The following is an 18,726-nucleotide window of genomic DNA, read 5'->3' as shown; positions in this document are numbered from 1 at the left end:
CGCCGCGCTCTACTCTGGACCGTTTTGACGGCACCCGGAGAACCAGACGATACCGTCGGTTCGCCTCAAGGCGGACCGATGTGGACATCCGCGACGGTCGACAGTAACGCAGCGGTGATCTCCGATGGCTGTGAGTAGGCGAGCGGTTTATTAACAGCGCATTAAGCGGATCCCGGGAAATGCGCTAGTCAGCCCGATGCGCGAGGCAGGCAAACCAACCGCGGGCGCCGGTCGCGCCACGCGGCTATCACTGTGGACAGTGCCGCGCAACTGCATCAATAGTCATTCTGGAGACAGCCGTTTGCGGGCTCGGAGAACCTTAAATTTCTCTTAGACTCGCCGTCGGCTCGCAAGCACTGCAGCCCATTGTCTCCCGCCCCATCGTCGCACCGACTCTGTCGTGGAGGTCGCCTGATGGCTCCTGCCCGTCCCGTCCATCGCCGAGGGTTGCGCACCCTCATCGCCGCGTTGTGCGCGAGCGCCCTCGTGGTCGCCTCGCCGGCCGCGGCGGGCGCCAAGCCGCCGTTGCGCACCCCCGCGCCGCAGGTGCCCGGCTACGGCCAGGTCGCACCGCCCAAGGTGACGCCGCCCGCCGCGCTGCCCAAGCGCACCGGCAAGGTGGCTCTGACTGCGCCCAGGACAGCCACGCCGAAAGCGCCCGCGAAGGCCGCGGCGGCCGGTCTCAACGACCAGGTCGGCCTGCGCGCGCTGGTCATCGCCACCGATACCAGCGACTTCGGCGTGCCCACGTACAAGACCACGCTCGACCGGCTCGGTGCCTCCTACGACGTGCTCTACAGCGCCGACACCGCGCTGACCACGAACACGCTGGTACGCGGCGACGGTGTCGGCAAGTACAACGCGATCCTGCTGACCAACAGCATGCTCGTCTACTCCTCCGGCGGCGCGTTCCTCAACGGCCTCGACAGCGGCGAGTGGAACATCCTCTGGGCGTACGAGCGCAACTTCGGCGTCCGCCAAGCCGCGCTCTACACCAGCTACGGCACCTGGCCCGAGGACTACTGCCTGACCTCCAACAGCGAGACCTCCGTCGGCGACACCCCGCTGAACGTGAACTTCACCGCGGCCGGAGCCGGCGTCTTCGACTACCTCAAGGCCGGCGCCACCATCCCGGTGGTGCAGTCCTACGTCTACAAGACCGCCATCAAGCCCGGCTGCAACGCCCAGTCCACGCTCACCGACGGCACCAACGTGCTCGGGGTTCGTACCACCAGCACCGACGGCCGGGAGCGGCTGGCCCTGACCTTCACCCTCAACCAGTACCTGTTGCAGTCCGATCTGCTCGTCTACGGCGTCGTGCGGTGGGCCACCAAGGGCATGTTCCTCGGCGAGCAGCGCCACTTCCTCAACGTCGACATCGACGACTGGTTCAACACCTCCGACCACTACTACGCCGACGGCCACGTTGAGTACGACCCCGGCTTCCAGGTCTCCGCGCACGACATGGTGAACCTGGACAACCACCAGACCGCGCTGCGCACCACGCACCCGCAGGCGAGTTCGTTCACCTACAACCTCGCGTTCAACGGCGCCGACATCGACCCGTTCGCCGGCAACCAGTGCAGCCCGAACGGCGACGCCACCCAGCTGACCGCGACGAGCAAGTGCCTGGCCACGCACTTCCGGTGGATCAACCACACGCTCAACCACTACGAGCTCAACTCGACCACGTACGCCACCACCTACGCCGAGATCAACGACAACCGGGCCGCTGCGAACTCCGCCGGTCTCAGCGTGCCCAACGATGTGCTGAAGACCCCGGAATACTCGGGTCTGGGCGTGTACACCGATGACCCCGACGACGACACGGGTGTGCCGGTCGATCACGGGTTGCAGGGCTCGAACCCGAACCTGCTGCAGGCCGCCAAGAACCTGGGTGTGAAGTACCTGCACGGCAACATGTCCTTCGCCAGCCACGTGCCGGCGAACTTCAACACCAGCATCGTGCACCCGCTGGAGCCGAGCCTGCAGGTGGTCCCGGACTGGCCGACAAACATCGCGTACCACACCACCACGCCGGATGAGGAAACCGCTTTCTACAACTCCTTCTACGGCCCGGACGGCAAGTTCCCGTACTGGCCGACCAACCGTACGTACGCCCAGATCCTGGACTACGAGGCGGGTATCGGCCTGCAGCACGTGGCGGCCGGCTCGGTCAACACGCACACGTTCCACATCGCCAACGTGCGTGACTACAACGCCGGTAAGAGCCTGGTCGGCGACTGGGTGGAGAACGTCGTCACCAAGTACGACTCGCTGTACGCCACGCCGCTGGTCAACCTCGACTGGTCGGCGCTGGGGGCCTACACCTCGCTGCGCAACGCGCACTTCGCGCAGCGCGCCGCCGGGGCCGATCCGGTCTACGACCGCTCGACCGGCACCGTCACGGTGACCTCGCCGCTGACCGGCACCATCCAGCTCAGCGGGGTGCAGAGCGCGGCGGCCACGGCGTACGGCAGCGACGTCTCGGGTCCGGTGGCCCTGACAGCGAACACGGCAGTGACTCTCTCCGCGGCTCCGCGGCTCTGAGTCACCGTGGACGGGGGAGGCGGGTTTCACGTGCGGATCGCACTGGTGTCGGAGGGGACGTACCCCTACGCGATGGGCGGGGTGAGCATTTGGTGCGAACAGCTCATCCGCGGCATCCCGGATTACCGCTGGGAAGTCGTCGCGCTCACCGTGGACGGCAAGGAGAAACCCGTCTTCGCCCCGCCCGCCAACCTGGACCAGGTGCACTCCATCCCGCTGTGGGGGGCGCGCCCGGGACGCCTCGGCGCGGGGGACCGGCCGGGCGCAGCGTTCACCGAGTCGTACGAGGTGTTCCTGCGCGCGCTGGTCACCCCGCTCGAGACCACCGCCTCGGACCAGGGTGCGGTCAGCCGCAGCCTGTTCCTGCTCGCCCTGCGCGGGCTGTACGAGTACGCCGCCGACGGTGGTGACCTGAGCGCCGCGCTGGTCTCCAATCAGGCACTGGGCATGATGCTCGACGCGTGGCGGGACCTGCGCGTCGAGCAGACCGCCCCGGCGCCGACCGTGGCCGATGCCATCCAGGCGGCCTGGCTGATCGAGCACATGCTGCGCCCGCTGAGCGCCCCGGTGGTCGAGGCCGACATCGTGCACTCCTCCATGAACGGGCTGTCAACGCTGGTCGGGATGGCCGCCAAGTGGCGCAACGGCACCCCGCTGGTGATGAGCGAGCACGGCATCTACCTGCGCGAACGCTACATCTCCTACCTGCATGACGACGCGTCGCACGCGGTGCGGGTGCTGGCGCTGAGCTTCTTCCGCTCGCTGGCCGGCGCGGCTTACCTGATCACCGACGTGCTGGCCCCGCACTCGGCGTACAACCGGCGCTGGCAGTTGCACAACGGCGCCGACCCGGAACGCATGTGGACCATGTACAACGGCGTCGAGCCGGCCGAGTTCCCGCAGGCATCCTCGGAGCCCGAGGTGCCGACGATCTCGTTCATGGGCCGCATCGACCCGCTGAAGGACCTGCACACGCTGATCCGGGCTTTCGCTCTGGTGCGCAAGCAGATCCCGGCGGCCCGCTTGCGCATCTTCGGGGGTACGCCCGCAGTCAACCGGATCTACCACGAATCCTGCGAGCGGTTGATCAAGGAACTCGGGCTCGACGGCGCGGCCGTGCTGGAGGGCCGCATCGGCAACGCTGTCGACGCCTACCACGCCGGCAGCATCGTGGCGCTCACCAGCATCTCCGAAGGCTTTCCGTACACGGTCGTGGAGGCGATGGCGTGCGGGCGCCCGACGGTGTGCACCAACGTCGGCGGGGTGGCGGAGGCGGTCGGCGAGACCGGCATCGTGGTGGCCCCGCGCGACCACGCCGCGGTGGCCGAGGCGTGCATCAAGCTGTTGAGGGACAACGACTTGCGGTTCAACCTGGGGTACGCCGCCCGCCAGCGCGTGCTTGAGCACTTCACGCTCAAGCAGTCGCTGGAGATGTACCGCAACGTGTACGAGGGCCTGGCCACGCCGCTGGATGCGCCCGAGGCGCCGCGGCACCTGCGCGAGCCCGCCCAGGGCCGCGTGCCCGCGCCCAGCACCCTGTTCCGGGGGCCCCGATGACCGAGGTCACCGACCCCAACGAAACCCAGCGCATCGACCTCGCCGACCCCGATGAGACCCGCCGCATCAACGTCGGCGAGCAGACCGTGCGCCTGGAGCCCGGCACCCTCGATGTGGGGGGCCGGACCATCCGGATCGAGGTCGGCGAGCGCACCGAGCGGCTGCCCATCCCGAAGCAGGGACGCCGTCGCGCCCCGGCCGGTCCCGCGCGCCCGGACGGCACGGCACCACCGCCACCGCCACCTGCACCCGCGGACGGCCCGCAGACCCACACCGTGGTGCTGCCCAGGGTTTCCACCGACCCGCTCGACGAGCTGGTCGACCGGATCCGCCCGTCACTGACCCGCGCGGTCGATGCTCTGCAGGTGGCCGCCGCGCTGGAGGCCGACGGGTTCACCGACCGCATCGCCCGCGTCGAGTACGGCTTCGCCGACGTGTTCGCGCTCGCCGTCGAGGTGTACAAGCGGATGGGCCCGCCCGCCGAGGCGCTGGCCGAACCGCAGGAACCCGTGCGCGACTGGCGCTACAGCCTGCGAGTTCTGGCGCACGGACCGCTGTACGCATTGCCTGCGGCCGTGTTCCCGGCGGTGCTCGGGGTGCTCGGGCAGCGCAACGTGGTGCTGGCGCTGACGTTTGCCAGCGCGGTCGGCTGGATGTACGCGGGCACCGTGTCCTTCGGCGCGTACAAGCTGCTCGGGGCGTACCGGCCGCGGGCGTCGGCGCGCTTGCTGTTGTGGTCGACGCTGGCTGCGCCCCTGGCCGGTGCCCTGGCCGGGCTGATCGTGGTGCTCACGTTCGGCGGCGGCTGGGGGCTGGTCGTGCTCGCCGTCGGCCAGCTCGGCTATCAACTGGCCGGCACGGTCCTGGTCTTCTACCGCCGCGAGGGACTGCAGGTTGCGACGATGCTGCCGGCCGTCATCGGCGGGGCTGCCTACCTCTGGTACGGCACCGCGGCGCGCCCGGTCGCGATCGGCACCGCGATCGGCGGGGTCGCCGCCGCCTGCACCGCGGCCCTGCTGCTCACCCGCAACCGCGGTGCGAAAACCGAACTGCCCGGCCGGCCCGTGCTGCGCGCGCAACGACGTGGCCTGACCGGCGTCACCCTGTACGGCGCCTGCTCGGCGGCCCTGCTGCTGCACGCCGAAGCCCCGTACCTGTTGAACCGCCTCGACGTGGCCATCTCGGCCGCGCCTCTGATCGCGGCGATGGGCTTCGTGGAATGGCGGGCCGAGGGTTTCCGCGCCGCCGCCGTTGCCTTGACCCGGCGCAGCCACCGGCCCGAAGAGTTCCAGCGCTCCATCCGCTGGCTGATCGGCCGGGAAACGCTGTTCTGCCTCGGTTTCCCGGCGCTGCTCGGGATCATCCTGGTGGCCGTGCTGCACACAGGCGGCTGGCTCACCGCCCCGGGCGCGGTGATGATCGGAGCGCACGTCGCGCTGGCCGCCGCCTACTACTCGGCGTTCCTGCTCGCCGGCTTCGAACGCTTCGCCTGGCTGTGCTGGTCGATGCTGGCCGCGCTGGCCATCCATGTCGGAGCCGGTGCCGCTCTCGGCGCCGCACCGCTACTGGGCCAGACGGGGGCACCGCTGACCGACACGGCGCTCTACCTCGGCAGCGTTGTCGCGCTGCAGGGCCTGTTTCTGCTCGGCCTGGCTCCCATCGTGGGCCAGGTCCGCCACTACCGGTAGATCACGACTCGGGGAGGAAGATCTGCTATGCACGCGGTGATCCTGGCCGGCGGCAAGGGGGTGCGGCTGCGGCCGTACACCACCACGCTCCCGAAGCCGCTCATGCCCATCGGCGACAAGCACGCCATCCTGGAAATCGTTCTGGAGCAGCTGGCGAGCAGCGGCTTCATGTCGGTCACCCTGGCGATCAACCATCTCGGCCCGCTGATCAAGGCGTTCGTCGGCGACGGCAGCCGCTGGGGCCTCGAGGTCGACTACATCGAGGAGGACCGGCCGCTGTCCACGGTCGGGCCGCTGTTCGCGCTCAAGGAGTCGCTGCCGGACCAGTTCCTGGTGATGAACGGCGACATCCTGACCGACCTGGACTACGCCGAGCTGCTGCAGCACCACCAGATGGCCGGCAACGGGCTCACCGTGGCCATCGCCGAGCGCACCCACCGCGTGGAGTTCGGGGTGCTCGACATCGAGAAGTCGCAGATCGTGGGCTTCCGGGAGAAGCCCAGTCTGCACTACCAGGTCAGCATGGGCGTGTACGGGATGTCGCGGCGCACGCTCAATCCGTACCCCCCGGGCCTGGCCTTCGGTTTCGACCAGCTCGTGCTCGACCTGCTGGCGCGCGGCGACAACCCCGGCTCGTTCCCGTTCGACGGCTTCTGGCTCGACATCGGCCGCCCCGAGGACTACGACGAGGCCAACCGCACCTTCGAAACGATCCGGCCCAAGATCCTGCGCGAGCGCCTGGAGGAGCCGGTATGAAAATTCTGCTTTTCGGGTCGTCGGGGTTCATTGGGTCGCATGTGAAGGCGGCGCTGGCTCCGGAGGGGGAACTTGTCTGTCCCGGGCGGGACCGGTTCGACCTCATCGCCGGGGACACGGCTGGGCTGACCGCGTTGCTGCGGGCCGAGGCGCCGGATGCGGTGGTGTGCTGCGTAGGGGCGCTCGGCGGGTCGTACGAGGACCTGGTGCGGGCCAACACGGCGGTGGCGGCCAAGTTGGTGGAGGCCGTCGAAGCCGCGGTGCCGGGGGCGCGGTTGGTGCGGCTCGGGTCGGCGGGGGAGTACGGCGTCGTCGAGCAGGGCCGGGCCGTGGCCGAGGGCGACCGCACCGAACCCGTTGGCGCGTACGGGATCAGCCACCTCGCCGGCACCCGGCTGTTCGCGCTGGCCGGGGCCACCGGGCGCGCCGACGCTGTCTCGTTGCGCGTGTTCAACCCGATCGGTGCGGGGCAACCGGGCGAGAACGTGCTGGGCCGGGCCGCGGATCGGATACGGGCGGCCCAGTTGTCGGGCGCTTGCGAGATCACCCTCGGTCCGCTGGGCGCGTACCGCGATTTCGTCGATGTGCAGGATGTCGCCTCGCTGATCCGGGCCGCGGTGGTGGCACCCCGGTTGCCGAGCCGCATCTACAACGCGGGAAGCGGGCGGGCTGTGACCGTACGCGAAGCCGTGCATTTGCTTGTGGAAAGAGCGGGCTGGACCGGAACCGTTCGTGAGGAAGGGAGCGGTCCGCAACGGTCGGCGGCAGTCAATTGGATTCAGGCTGACATCCGGCGCGCCGCCGCCGAATTGGGATGGACGCCCGCGCACGACCTGAGCACGTCCATCAAGAACATCTGGGCGGCCGGATGAGAATGCCGCGCCTGGCCACAGCATCGGCACTTGTGCTGGTGCTGCTGGCGGCGTGCACGCATTCACCGTCGCCCATACCTTCGCCTTTGCCCCGACCGTCGGGGGCCTTGCATTCCTGGGCCTACCAATTGCAGGACTACGCCGGCGGCAAACTCGATCAGTTGGCGGCGGGGCCCTATCAGCTGGTGGTCATCGACCTGGCACGAGATGCCCACGAGGACTACTTCACCCGCTCGGAGATCGCGGCGGTGAGGGCCACTGGAAAGCGGGTGCTGGCGTACTTCGAGATCGGCAGCATCGAGGATTTCCGGCCGGAATACCCGGACCTGCGGCGCGATGCGGCCGACCTGATCGCCAACGAATGGAAGGACTGGCCCGGCGAGTATTTCGTGCGCTACTACGACGAACGGTGGTGGCAGCGCGTCGTGCAACCCCGCGTCGACCGGGCGACAGCGGCAGGCTACGACGGCGTGTACCTCGACACGCCTCTGGCCTACGAGGAAATAGCTCTGCAAGCGGTGCAGGGCCGCGACCGGGACGCTCTCGCCAAGGACATGGCCGAGCTGATCGTCAGAATCAGCCGGTACGCCAAGAAGCGCGCACCCGGTTTCCTGATCGTTCCTCAGAACTCACCGGAGCTGCGCCACCAGAACGGCTACACCACAGCGATCGACGGGATCGGCATGGAGGAATTGTTCTTCCAGGCCACCGACGAGCGCTGCACCGAGGACTACTGCACGGAGAACCTCAGCGAGACGCGGGCGCTGCGCGATGCCGGCAAGTTCGTGCTCAGCGTCGACTATGCCAGCCGAGCTGCGGACGTACGGGCAGCCTGCAGTTCGTACCGCAAGGAACGCTTCGCCGGCACCGTCACCGTGCTCGGCCTGGACCGACCAAGCCCGCCGTGTCCCTGAGCGGGTCCACCCACCACCTGGAGGAAACAGACATGCCTATGACAGTCGGGGTCGTCGGGCTCGGCTACGTCGGGCTCACCCTGACCGCGGCGCTGGCCGGCAAGGGGTTCGTCGTGCACGGCGCGGACGTGTCGCCCACCGTGATCGGCACCCTTTCGCAGGGCCGGTCGCACATCTTCGAACCAGGCGTCGAGCAGATCTTCGCGGACAAGGTGGGCACCAGCGTGTTCGTCGCCGCGGAGCTGCCGCGCGACACCGTCGACGTCGCGGTCATCAGCGTGTCCACGCCGGTCGACGAGAGCACCCGCCGGCCCAACCTGGCCAACCTCGCGGCGGCCGCACGCAGCGTCGCAGCCACCTGCCGGCCCGGCACGCTGGTCGTGGTCCGCAGCACCGTACCGATCGGCACCAGCCGCAAGGTTGTGCTGCCCGAGCTGCAAGCCGCGTGGGGCGACGATGTCAAGCTGGTGATGGCCCCCGAACGCACGATCCAGGGTCAGGCGCTGCGCGAGCTGGTCGAGCTGCCCCAGGTGATCGGCGGGCTGGACGACGTCTCGTTGCGCACCGCTGTCGAGTTCTTCAGCGGGCTCGCGCACACCGTGGTCGAGGTGTCCAGCCTGGAAGCCGCCGAGATGGTGAAGCTGAGCAACAACTGCCACACCGACCTGATCTACTCCTTCGGCAACGAGCTGGCGCTGATCGCCGAGCAGCACGGGCTCGACCCGCTCGAGGTCATCCGCGCGGCGAACGTGGACTATCCGCGCCCCGACCTGGCCAAGCCGGGCTACGTGGGCGGTGGCTGCCTGTCCAAGGATCCGTACATCATGCTGGACAGCGCCGGATCGTACGAGCCGTTCCTGGTGGGCCGGGCGCGCTCGCTCAACGAGTTCCTGCCCAAGCATGTGGCCGAGACAGTGGTACGGCTGCTGAGCTCGCAGTTCGAGGAGACGCGCGGGCTGCGGCTGGCGGTGCTCGGCTGGGCGTACAAGGGCTGGCCCCCCACCGATGACATGCGCGGCACCCCCATCGCCGACATGATGCCGATCTTCTCCGCCGCGGGCATCACCGTCACCGGCCACGACCCGATGGTCTCCGGCGACGTCATCCGCCAGTACGGCGGCGACCCGGTCAGCCTGGACAAGGCGTTCACCGACGCCGACGCGATCCTGGTCATCAACGACCACCCGGACTACCGCTCGATCGAGGTGACCGAGCTGCTCGGCGGCACCCGCCCGGCGCTCATCTTCGACTCCTGGCGCATCCTCGACGCCGCCGCCGTCACGTCGCTCGGCATTCGCTACGCGGGTCTCGGCTACGTACCTGTTGCTCAGGGGGTTGAGGCATGAGGGCGCTCCTGCTCGGCGGGGCCGGCTTCATCGGCCTGCACCTGGCCCGCCGCCTGGTGAACGACGGCTACGAGGTCACTGTCGTCGACGACTTCTCCCGGGGCCGCCAGGACGCCGACCTCTCCTCGTCCTCGGTGAAGATCATCTCCGCGGATCTGACCGACCCGGCTTCCTACGCCGGTCTGTCGCACGGCTGGGACCAGATCTACCTGCTCGCGGCCGTCGTCGGCGTGCGCAACGTGGAGAAGGACCCGGCGCGAGTGGTACGGGTCAACACGCTCGCCGCCATGCACCTGCTCGACTGGGTGGCGCCCGGCGAACGGGTCTTCTTCGCCTCCACCAGTGAGGTGTATGCCGGGGGAGTGGACGCCGGCGTGGCCGGGGTACCCACCGCCGAGGACGTACCCGCAATGATTTCCGACATCACGGCACCACGGTTCGCGTACGCGGTCAGCAAGCTTCTCGGCGAAGCCGCGTTCTTGCACACCGCGCGGGCCAAGGGCTTCGACGCTGTGGTCGGGCGGTTCCACAACGTGTACGGCCCGCGGATGGGCGCCGACCACGTGATCCCGGAGATGTCGCTGCGCGCGCAGGCCGGGGAGGATCCGTTCCTGGTGCCCGGGGCTGATCAGTTCCGGGCATTCTGCCACGTGGATGACGCCGTGGAGGCGATGGTGCGGCTGATGGGCACGCCCGAGGCGGCCGGGCAGATCGTGCACATCGGCAACGACCGCGAGGAGACCAACATCGGTGACCTGGCCGCGCTGGTGCTGCGGGCGGCCGGTGCGTCTCCCGTGGTGTCGGCAACTGCGGCGCCGCCCGGTTCGGTGCACCGGCGCTGCCCGGATCTGAGCAAGCTGCGATCGCTGACCGGCTATGAGCCCAAGGTGTCGCTGGAAGAGGGCGTGGCGTCGACGTTCGCCTGGTACGCCGAGCACGGGAGGCCGTCATGACCGGCTCTCCCATCTGTTTCTACTACGGCAACGGCAGGCTGACCGAGCTGGCCGGGTACCCGCGGGTGGTGTTGCAGCCGGACTTCTACTCCAGCGAGGAGTTGAAGTTCCTCAAGGAGCGCGGTGTGCAGACGCTGGGCTACTTGACGTTGTCGGAGGACCAGGGTCCGCCGGCGGTGTGGCAACGCGCGGAGAAGAACCCCGACTGGGGCGGCCACTTCGTGCACGTCGGCCACCCGCAGTGGGTCGAGCACGTGGTCGGGCAGGCCCGCGATGCCATGGCGGCCGGGTTCGACGGGCTGTTCCTGGACACGTTGAACGTGGAGCTGACGTTCCCCGAGGACGTGCCGCACCTGCTGACCCTGGTCGCGGCGATCCGGGCCGAGGCGAAACCGGCGTACATGCTGGCCAACCGCGGCTTCGGGATGCTGCCCCGGCTGGCCGAGCTGGTCGACGGCGTGGTGTTCGAGTCCTTCTCGGCTCGCTGGACCGACGACGGCTACGCCCCGTGGCCGCCCGACGTGCTGGAATTCCACGCCCAGATCGCCGAGCAACTCTTGCGCCTGCAACTCGACCTGTACGCCCTCGACTACGCCGACACGCCGGGCCTGACGGACTTCGCGATCCGCCGGGCCCACCAGTTCGGCATGCAGTGCGTGGTGAGCGATCGGGCGCTGTCCCGGGTTTAGCGGTCTTGGCTGATGGCCTCCGCCGCCCTTTCGGCGGAGGCCTTGGTCACCCCGAGCCGGGTCAGGATCCCGTCGCCGTCCTCCTGCTCCAGCAGCGCGAGCAGGATGTGCTGGGTGCCGATCTGCTCGTCGCCCTGGCGCAGCGCCTCCCGGCCGGTCAACTCGATCGCCTTCTTCGCGTCCCCGTCGAACGGCACGGTCATCGGCGACCCCTCGACCGCCTCCGGCAACGTGGCGCTCGCGGCGTCCCGTACCGCATCGAGCGTCACGCCCTGTGCCACGATGATCCGCGAACCGGACTCGCCGGGATCCTTGACCAGCGCGAGCAGGAGATGCACCGTCTTGATCTCGGTGTTCCGCGCGATGCGCGCCTCCTCCTGCGCCTGCACGATCACCGCGCGGGCACCCGGCGTGAACCGGGCGAAAATCTGGGCACCGGACTCATTCTTGGGTACGAACCGCTTCTGTGCGGCCTGTTTCGAGACGCCCATGCTGCGCCCGATGTCCGTCCACGAAGCACCGGACCGCCGGGCCTGGTCCACGAAGTGCCCGATGAGGTGGTCGGCCAGCTCGCCGAGGTGGTCGGCGGCCAGCACCGCGCCTTCGAGCTGGCCGAGCGCGTCGTCGTTGCTCCTCCTGATGTCCTCGATCAAGTCGTCGAGGCGTACGTGTGTCGTCATTCGTCAACCATAGGTTGACGATTTCGTTGTCGTCAACTTCAGGTTGACGTTCTTTAAGGTTCTTTTAAGCTCACCCTGGCGCTGATCCGTTGCTGGAAGCGCTCCCGTATTGCTCGCCGAGGTCCTTTGACAGGAAGGCTTTGGCGAACATGCACATCACCCGTAGTTCCGCGCGTCGCTGGCAGATCGCCGGTGTCGGCGCGGTCGCCGTGGCTCTGGTCGGCGTCGGCCTCGGAGTCGCCTCGGCCGCCGAAAGCTCCGTGCCGACGGTGAACTGCCCTTCCGTGGCCGGTGCCCTGGGCCCCGTCCCGGCGCAGTCGCAAGCTGAGATCGAGCGGAACCTGGCCCTGCTCAACACCCAGATCGGCGAGGCCAACAAGCGGCTGAGCGCCAGCTCCGGCAAGAGCGGTTTCAGCGCCCAGAACTCGGTGCTCGGCCCGCTGAAGGACAAGCGGGTGTCCACCATCGACCGCATGGTCATCTCGATCGGCCGGCACGCTACCGCGCCCAAGCTGGACGAGAACGCGCTCGCGACCTGCTCACTGAACTCCGGCGGCGGTGGCGTAGCGGCGCCCGAGCCCACCGCGGTTGGCCCTGCCGCTCCCGAGGCCGCCGCCGGTGCATCGGCCATCAGCTGTCCCGAAGTGGCCGATCGGCTCGGTACGATCCCGGCGCAGGCCCAGGCCGAGATCGAGCGGAACCTGGCCCTGCTCGACACTCAGATCGCCGAGGCCAACAAGCGCCTGTCCACCAGCGCCAACGAGGGTGGGCCGAACTTCGTCAACAACGCCATCCTCGGGCCGCTGAAGGACAAGCGTGTCGCCACCATTAACCGGATGGCCACTGCGATCGGGCGCAACGCCGCCAAGCCGGTCCTCGACGTCGACACCCTGGCCACTTGCGCCCTGGGCGACGCCGCTCCAGCCGCTCCTGCTGCTCCGGCTACCTCCGCTCCTGCTCCTGGATCGGAAGCGCCGGCCGCTGGCGTCTTGACCGTCAACTGCCCGGACATCGCGGGGCTGCCGTCGATCCCGGTGCAGGCGCAGGACGAAGTGGCGCGCAACCTCACGCTGTTGCAGACGCAGATCGACGAGGCCAACAAGCGCCTGTCGACCAGCGCCAACGAGGGCGGGCCGAACTTCATCAACAATGCCATCCTCGGGCCGCTGGAGGACAAGCGGGTCGCCACCCTGAACCGCATCGAGACGGCGATCGGCCGGCACGCCGCCAAGCCCGAGGGTCTGGAGAAGTTCGCCGCCTGCACGCTGAACGACTGACCAATTCCGGGATGCGCCTCGATTGGTTGGGGGCGCATCCCGGATTTGCGACCTGTCGAACGTCTGTGCCAATGTGGCCCCATGTTCGCGATGCTGCAGCAGATACAGGAGGACTTCGCCAAGGCGGCCGAGGCTCCACTGTGGTCGCTGCGCGATGACGAGCTGATCTCCTGCCTGGAGGAGATTCATCGCTGCGAGCAAGTCCAGGCACTCCTGACCATGCGACTGACCCGCCAGATCGCCGCCCTGGGCATTCCCGCCGCGCACGGGCACCGCACCACCACCAGCTGGCTTCGTTCCCGCCTGCAGATCGACCCCTGTCCCGCGCGGACGCTGGCCAAGCGATCCGAACGGCTGTCCCACTGGCCCGCGGTGGAGAAGGCCCTGCTGCACGGTCACGTGGACGTCCGCCAAGCCGACGTGATCGCCGCTGCGGTCGACCAGATCCCCGAAACCCTCAAAGGAATTGAATACGAGGGTACGTCCACAGCTCGGATAGCCGACGACGCCGAGCGCACCCTGATCGGCATGGCAGCCGGCTTCCCGGCCCACCAACTACGCCGTCTGGGCGCCCGCATCCTCGACCACGTAGCGCCCGAACTAGCCGACCGCGCCGACGAACTGGCACTGCAACGCGAAGAAGAACGGTCACGGGCCAGGCGAGGCCTCTCCTTGTCGATGCCCGTCGAGGGATTGGTGCGCGTACGCGGTGCCCTGTCCAAGGAAGACGCCGAAGTAGTCAGCACCGCCCTCCAAAGCCTGAGCAAGCCCCACCCCGGCGACGACCGCACAGCCGAACAACGCCGAGCCGACGCCCTGGTAGAGGTATGCGACCGAACCATGCGAGCCGGCGACCTACCCATCCACGGCGGAGAGCCGCCCCAACTGGCGGTCACAGTGTCTTATGACCTGCTGACCTCTTCCCTGGGCGCCGCCTTCCTTGGCGCCGGTTCGCTGAGCGCCGCGTCCCGGGGCTTGGGCTCCGGAACGCTGGGCGCCGGTTCGCTGGGCGCTGCGTCCCGGGGAGCGGGCTCGTTGGGCTCCGGCTCGCTGGGCGCGGGCTCGCTGAGCGCTGGTTCGCTGGGCGCTGCGTCCCTGGGCTCCGGCTCGCTGGGCTCCGGCTCGCTGGGCGCGGGCTCGCTGAGCGCCGGCTCCCTTGGCATCGGCTCACTGGGAATTGGCACCCTCGACAGTGGCGAACGCCTGTCAGCCGGAGCCGTACGCCGCCTGGCCTGTGACGCCCGCATAGTCCCCGTCATCCTTGGCAGCAAGAGCGAGGTTCTCGACGTCGGACGCCTCTCCCGCACCGCTCCCGGCCCCCTGCGCCGCGCTTTGGTCGCCCGGGACGGCGGCTGCGCCTTCCCCGGCTGCGATCGCCCGCCGAGGTGGACAGACGCGCATCACATTCTGTTCTGGGCCCTGGGCGGCCTCACCGAGCTGGACAACCTGGTTCTGCTCTGCCGCCACCACCACAACGTCATCCACGACGAGAAAAGCGGCTGGGAAGTCCGCCTATCCGCCGACCGCCACCCTGAGTTCTTGCCCCCGGCATGGCTCGACCCCGAACGAATCCCCCAGCGCAACAAGTTCAGACCCTTAAGGTTCCGCGAACCAGCGAACTCATGCGCCTGACCGACGGCGTGCTGGCGCAACGCTTGTGGACCTGGGGGGCGGAGCGCTGGCGGTGGACCTGACTGGCGGCGGCTTGGTCGTTGGCGTGCCGGCACCGGACTCGTGAGGTTTGGCCAACGGCGTGCGGTCAGCGGGCTGGTGGGCTTGGCCGGCGGCGTGCGGGCAGCGGGCTGGTGGGCTGGGCTGGCGGCGTGCGGGCGCCGGGTTAGTGGGCTTAGTGCTTCAGTTCGTAAGTCCGCCGGGGGTTGACGGCTCGCGGTTGGGCTGCGGCCAGTCGGTGACGGGGCTGATGAGGACGTCGCAGACGAAGTCGAGGGCTTCTTCGGTGGTGCCGCTGAACCAGTGCTGGTCTTCGTAGCTGTTGTTGCTGGCCCGGTAGGTGGCGAGGTGCCAGCGATGGGCGGATCCGCTGTAACGCAGCCGCATCACCGGCTGCTGTTGTCCGCTGGTCAACTCGACGGCGACGTAGGCGAGCTGGCCGCGATAGCGGACATCGACTCCGGCCAGCTGCGGCCAGTTCGTCTTGGCGCGGGCCCGTAGCCGCTGCGGCAGGGACGTCTTGGTGGAAGCGGGAATGACCGGCATAGGACCACATCCTGCCGCCTCCGGCGTGTCCTGCCCGCTCGCGGCACGCCTGCACGGCATTCCCGACGGTCCTCAGCAAGATCGTCTTCGATGGAAGCTGGCCGGTGCCCGCCCCGCACGCACGCCCGATCGCTCTGACCGCCGCCGAACGACGTCGGCTGCCGTTCATGACCCCGGTCGAACAGGTCATGACCCAAGAACCCTACGCGTCGGCGAAGCGGGTGTTCTGGGTGGTCGACAACGGCTCGTCACATCGTGGTCGGGCCGCGGCCGACCGCCTCACGGCACGATTCCGAACGCGGTCATGGTCCACACCCCGACCCATGCCTCCTGGCTGAATCAGATCGAGATCTACTTCTCGATCGTCCAGCGCAAAGTCCTCACACCGAACGACTTCACCAGCCTTGACCAGGTCGAGGACCGGCTCACCGCCTTCGAGCAGCGCTACAACCAGGCCGCCCGGCCGTTCCGATGGAAGTTCACCCCGGCCGACCTCGAGGACCTGATGGCCCGGATCGAGCGACACGAACAGAAGGAGCGCAACCTCCAGCAACCCGCCGGCTGCGATCACCAGCCTGCCGCACTCGCCCTGGCCGCATAACCCCCGAAGGATTTACGGCTCGGACCACTTAGCCGACGGCTTGCTTGCACCGGGTTGTGCGTTTGGCCGGAGGAGCGCTGGCGCTGGCTTCGTACTGTGGCGGGGTGGACCAAGATCGCCCGCGTGCGTCGCCGCTTCGAGGTTTGTGGTCGTTCTGCATTGGTGGCCTGCTTCTGGTGGGCCTCGTGGTGGCGCTGGATCCGGTGACTTCGGTGACGGATTGCCCCAACTACGGCGGCAGCGGCAACGCGAGCGCCTTCAACAACGAGGCTTGGGACCTGTATCTACCGCTGCTGGCATTAGCTTGGATCGCAGCCGTCATCGTCGAGCAATTCTTGCCGTACACCCGCCGCAGCCCCATCGACACAACCCTGCGTGCAACAGCCGCCATCAGTATTTCCATAGTGGCGTCATGCTGCGGAGTCGGCCAGTTCCTCGTCGTGTGCCACTAACCTTCGTCGTGTGCCGTTGACGTCTTGTCATGTGCTACTGGTCGTGATTGCCGCGGTCGCGGTCTTTATCGAATGGCCCTGATCGCGGCGAGGCGCTGGTGCGGCCTTCAAGCTGCCTGGTGTTTCGCTCCGAAATGGTTGGCTAGGTCGACCGCAATCACCAGCGCGCTGCGATATCCGTCAGAAGGTAGCGGGCCTGGCGGCTGTCGCGCGGGAGGTTGACCTCCCTTGGCGACGTGTTCGCCTCGTCCCCATGCGGCCGTACTGCGTCGCCGTGGGCGCTACCGCAACGACCGCGGCTCAGACAGCCCGCACCAGGGAAGGCGCCGGCCGCGAGTACTTACGGATCTGTTCAAGGCATCCTTGACGCTGCGCTCGGCTGCCAGCTTCGACGGTCGGCTTCCAGCTTCGACGGTCGGCTCATCACCACGGCAGTGCCGCATGAGCAGCGATGCCGAGCACGGGTTCGGTGCCTGCTTCGGCAAAGCCGCTGACGAAATTGCCTCTGCGAGGGTGAGCCGCTTCCCAGAAGCAGTGCGTGATCGGCTGGGCCGCCCAAAGAGCGTTTGAGAGGCTGGGCCGCCCGAAGCGGGCTTGGGGGCTGGGCCGCCCGCAGCGGGCTTGAGCTGGGCTGGGCCGCCCGGAGTAAGCGTCGGCAGCGCTGCTCAAGGGCCGGGCTGCTTGCGGTGGTGCTTGAGGGGTTTGGTCGCTTGCCTGATGCATGCCAGGCTGAGCTCTGAGGCAGTACTTGGTCGGCTGAGCGGTTCGCGGCGGCGCTCGGTCCGCACAGCCGCATGCAACGGTGGGTTGCGCTGGGCCGCTTGTAGTGGTTCATGTTCGGCTGCCGATAACCGGCAGGCCGTCTGCGGTAGCACCTGATCGGCTGCCCCGCCGTGCTGCGGCACTTGATCGGTTGAACGGCTACTGACAGCGCTTGACGGGCTGAACAGCCCACCGCAAGACTGCCCCCCTGAGCCCCGCCACAGCATCCAAGGCCGGAGGCTGCGCAGCAGAACCGACCCCCTCTGGCCGCCCCGCCACTCCAGCCGCCCCGCCACTCCGGCCGACACTTCTGATCGACGCGGTCAGCTGGGGTCCACTTCGCTTTGGCCCTGCTCAGGACCGTTCCGCTGTGTCTGTGAGCGGACGCGCAACCCCCACATAGCGATTGCTGTCGATCTTCCTCCACATTTACCTATGACAAACCTGTGAAAGTCTTGAGGTTTTGTTAAGGGTCCGTCGCGGACGGTAGCCCTATGGTTGGTCGCGCGCTACCGGAGGCGGCGCTGCCGGGGTGGCGGTGTGGGTCTCTTGCCGTGCGCTGTGTCTTTACCGAGGGGCCGGATGCCGGTGCCTTCACCTACGGGTGGAGGCACCGGCATCTATCAAAGCCGCATCCATCAAAGCCGCATCCACCCAAGCCGCATCCACCCAAGCCAAGAACAGCCAAGCCAACAACAGCCAGAGCCGGCATCCATCAAAGCGACGGCCACCCAGAGCCGGCGGCGCACAATTCAGCGCGGCCCAGCGGCCACCAGCGCGGCCACAAACTCATCCCGGCCCGGCAGAGCAGCGCCAGGCAGAGCAGCGGACGACACAGCAGGCGAAGCAACCCCGCCCTTCCACGTGCAAGCAACACTCAGAGCCACAACCCGCCCGGTACCAGTCAACCGCCGAACCGCGGCAACCACTTCCGACGTGGCCACCCCGCCCGGAGCCGGGTAGCGCAGCCCGGCCACCTCGCCCGGGTCGGCCACATCCACATCTACGTGGACGATGAAGGGCCCTGCCGGTGCCTGGACAGCGGCAACGGCTACCTGTTTCACCGGGGACTCGGCCAGGTAGGCGGCTTCGGCGGGGTCCAGGTCGCGGGCTCCTACCAGGGTGACGCGATGCGGGGGTACGGGGCGCAGCGCCAGCGGGGTGGCCAGCAGCTCAGGGTTGGCACCCATGGCCAGGCGCAGGGCCAGGCCGCCGGGGTAGCCGGACGTTGACGTTGCCAGGGTGTGGACGTCGCCATGGGCGTCGAACCAGACCAGGGCCGGGTCGGCTCCGGTTCGCTGGGCTCCGGCCAGGACTGCCGGGCCGATCAGGCAGTCGCCGGACACCACGGTCACCGGCAGTTGGGTGCACGCGATCTGGGCAGCCACCGCGGCACCAACGGCGGCAACCCT

General features: G+C 68.5%; 16 protein-coding genes. 13 read left to right on the top strand and 3 right to left on the bottom strand.

Annotated elements, in window-relative coordinates; translation table 11 throughout:
- Nucleotides 1-414: 414 nt before the first annotated feature.
- The 9 genes from TFC3_RS19365 (at nucleotide 415) to TFC3_RS19325 (ending at nucleotide 11,325) form a co-directional block, all read left to right on the top strand.
- Nucleotides 415-2,550: a hypothetical protein gene (locus tag TFC3_RS19365; RefSeq protein WP_067501799.1), complete on the top strand. Its 2,136-nt coding sequence runs from the start codon at nucleotides 415-417 to the stop codon at nucleotides 2,548-2,550.
- A gap of 30 nt (nucleotides 2,551-2,580) precedes the next feature.
- Nucleotides 2,581-4,107: a GT4 family glycosyltransferase PelF gene (pelF, locus tag TFC3_RS19360; protein WP_067501796.1), complete on the top strand. Its 1,527-nt coding sequence runs from the start codon at nucleotides 2,581-2,583 to the stop codon at nucleotides 4,105-4,107.
- Nucleotides 4,104-5,795, top strand: coding sequence for a hypothetical protein (locus TFC3_RS19355; RefSeq protein WP_067501792.1), 1,692 nt, complete (start codon nucleotides 4,104-4,106; stop codon nucleotides 5,793-5,795). The genes pelF and TFC3_RS19355 overlap by 4 nt, the downstream gene beginning before the upstream one ends.
- Nucleotides 5,796-5,822: 27 nt before the next feature.
- Nucleotides 5,823-6,551: a sugar phosphate nucleotidyltransferase gene (locus tag TFC3_RS19350; protein ID WP_067501789.1), complete on the top strand. Its 729-nt coding sequence runs from the start codon at nucleotides 5,823-5,825 to the stop codon at nucleotides 6,549-6,551.
- A complete protein-coding gene (locus tag TFC3_RS19345) occupies nucleotides 6,548-7,423 on the top strand; it encodes an NAD(P)-dependent oxidoreductase (RefSeq protein ID WP_067501786.1) in 876 nt (291 codons plus the stop codon). Before TFC3_RS19350 ends, TFC3_RS19345 begins: the two co-directional genes overlap by 4 nt.
- A gap of 107 nt (nucleotides 7,424-7,530) precedes the next feature.
- On the top strand, nucleotides 7,531-8,337 hold the full coding sequence (locus TFC3_RS19340; RefSeq protein ID WP_067507079.1) for an endo alpha-1,4 polygalactosaminidase: 807 nt from the start codon (nucleotides 7,531-7,533) through the stop codon (nucleotides 8,335-8,337).
- Nucleotides 8,338-8,369: 32 nt separating this feature from the next.
- The gene (locus TFC3_RS19335) at nucleotides 8,370-9,683 is read left to right on the top strand and encodes a nucleotide sugar dehydrogenase (protein ID WP_236718205.1); all 1,314 of its coding nucleotides are present in this window, start codon (nucleotides 8,370-8,372) and stop codon (nucleotides 9,681-9,683) included.
- A complete protein-coding gene (locus tag TFC3_RS19330) occupies nucleotides 9,680-10,636 on the top strand; it encodes an NAD(P)-dependent oxidoreductase (RefSeq protein WP_067501777.1) in 957 nt (318 codons plus the stop codon). Before TFC3_RS19335 ends, TFC3_RS19330 begins: the two co-directional genes overlap by 4 nt.
- Nucleotides 10,633-11,325: an endo alpha-1,4 polygalactosaminidase gene (locus tag TFC3_RS19325; RefSeq protein WP_067501774.1), complete on the top strand. Its 693-nt coding sequence runs from the start codon at nucleotides 10,633-10,635 to the stop codon at nucleotides 11,323-11,325. The genes TFC3_RS19330 and TFC3_RS19325 overlap by 4 nt, the downstream gene beginning before the upstream one ends.
- Here the strand turns inward: TFC3_RS19325 and TFC3_RS19320 are convergent.
- Nucleotides 11,322-12,005 carry a Clp protease N-terminal domain-containing protein gene (locus TFC3_RS19320; protein ID WP_067501771.1) on the bottom strand — a complete coding sequence of 228 codons (684 nt, stop codon included), beginning with the start codon at nucleotides 12,003-12,005 and terminating at the stop codon, nucleotides 11,322-11,324. The genes TFC3_RS19325 and TFC3_RS19320 overlap by 4 nt on opposite strands.
- Nucleotides 12,006-12,154: 149 nt before the next feature.
- On the opposite strand from TFC3_RS19320, the gene TFC3_RS19315 reads away from it, so the two are divergent.
- Together TFC3_RS19315 and TFC3_RS19310 are read left to right on the top strand one after the other, a co-directional pair.
- Entirely contained in the window at nucleotides 12,155-13,282 is a 1,128-nt protein-coding gene (locus tag TFC3_RS19315; protein WP_153040300.1) for a hypothetical protein, read from the top strand.
- An 81-nt stretch (nucleotides 13,283-13,363) separates the two neighbouring features.
- Nucleotides 13,364-14,914, top strand: a complete 1,551-nt coding sequence (locus TFC3_RS19310) for an HNH endonuclease signature motif containing protein (RefSeq protein WP_067501767.1) — start codon at nucleotides 13,364-13,366, stop codon at nucleotides 14,912-14,914.
- 222 nt (nucleotides 14,915-15,136) lie between these two features.
- Here the strand turns inward: TFC3_RS19310 and TFC3_RS19305 are convergent, their stop codons facing one another.
- Nucleotides 15,137-15,499 (bottom strand): hypothetical protein, encoded by a 363-nt coding sequence (locus TFC3_RS19305; protein WP_067501764.1) that lies wholly within the window; start codon nucleotides 15,497-15,499, stop codon nucleotides 15,137-15,139.
- Nucleotides 15,500-15,803: 304 nt separating this feature from the next.
- Here TFC3_RS19305 and TFC3_RS19300 point away from each other — a divergent pair, with 304 nt between their 5' ends.
- Nucleotides 15,804-16,100, top strand: coding sequence for a hypothetical protein (locus tag TFC3_RS19300; protein WP_067501760.1), 297 nt, complete (start codon nucleotides 15,804-15,806; stop codon nucleotides 16,098-16,100).
- Between the two features lie 104 nt (nucleotides 16,101-16,204).
- Nucleotides 16,205-16,552 carry a hypothetical protein gene (locus TFC3_RS19295; protein WP_067501756.1) on the top strand — a complete coding sequence of 116 codons (348 nt, stop codon included), beginning with the start codon at nucleotides 16,205-16,207 and terminating at the stop codon, nucleotides 16,550-16,552.
- A 1,514-nt stretch (nucleotides 16,553-18,066) separates the two neighbouring features.
- Here the strand turns inward: TFC3_RS19295 and TFC3_RS19290 are convergent.
- Entirely contained in the window at nucleotides 18,067-18,702 is a 636-nt protein-coding gene (locus TFC3_RS19290; protein WP_067501752.1) for an arginase family protein, read from the bottom strand.
- Nucleotides 18,703-18,726: the final 24 nt, after the last annotated feature.

It is taken from the genome of Actinoplanes sp. TFC3, assembly GCF_001553785.1.
In the GTDB taxonomy this organism is placed as follows: Bacteria; Actinomycetota; Actinomycetes; order Mycobacteriales; family Micromonosporaceae; genus Actinoplanes.
This window is presented reverse-complemented; position numbering and strand designations above follow the sequence as displayed.

Excerpts from the sequence above, each read along its gene's own strand:
- TFC3_RS19365 (WP_067501799.1), top strand. The coding sequence starts at position 415 with ATGGCTCCTGCCCGTCCCGTCCATCGCCGAGGGTTGCGCACCCTCATC.
- TFC3_RS19355 (WP_067501792.1), top strand. The coding sequence starts at position 4,104 with ATGACCGAGGTCACCGACCCCAACGAAACCCAGCGCATCGACCTCGCC.
- TFC3_RS19350 (WP_067501789.1), top strand. The coding sequence starts at position 5,823 with ATGCACGCGGTGATCCTGGCCGGCGGCAAGGGGGTGCGGCTGCGGCCG.
- TFC3_RS19345 (WP_067501786.1), top strand. The coding sequence starts at position 6,548 with ATGAAAATTCTGCTTTTCGGGTCGTCGGGGTTCATTGGGTCGCATGTG.
- TFC3_RS19335 (WP_236718205.1), top strand. The coding sequence starts at position 8,370 with ATGCCTATGACAGTCGGGGTCGTCGGGCTCGGCTACGTCGGGCTCACC.
- TFC3_RS19330 (WP_067501777.1), top strand. The coding sequence starts at position 9,680 with ATGAGGGCGCTCCTGCTCGGCGGGGCCGGCTTCATCGGCCTGCACCTG.
- TFC3_RS19325 (WP_067501774.1), top strand. The coding sequence starts at position 10,633 with ATGACCGGCTCTCCCATCTGTTTCTACTACGGCAACGGCAGGCTGACC.
- TFC3_RS19320 (WP_067501771.1), bottom strand. The coding sequence starts at position 12,005 with ATGACGACACACGTACGCCTCGACGACTTGATCGAGGACATCAGGAGG.
- TFC3_RS19315 (WP_153040300.1), top strand. The coding sequence starts at position 12,155 with ATGCACATCACCCGTAGTTCCGCGCGTCGCTGGCAGATCGCCGGTGTC.
- TFC3_RS19310 (WP_067501767.1), top strand. The coding sequence starts at position 13,364 with ATGTTCGCGATGCTGCAGCAGATACAGGAGGACTTCGCCAAGGCGGCC.
- TFC3_RS19305 (WP_067501764.1), bottom strand. The coding sequence starts at position 15,499 with ATGCCGGTCATTCCCGCTTCCACCAAGACGTCCCTGCCGCAGCGGCTA.
- TFC3_RS19300 (WP_067501760.1), top strand. The coding sequence starts at position 15,804 with ATGGTCCACACCCCGACCCATGCCTCCTGGCTGAATCAGATCGAGATC.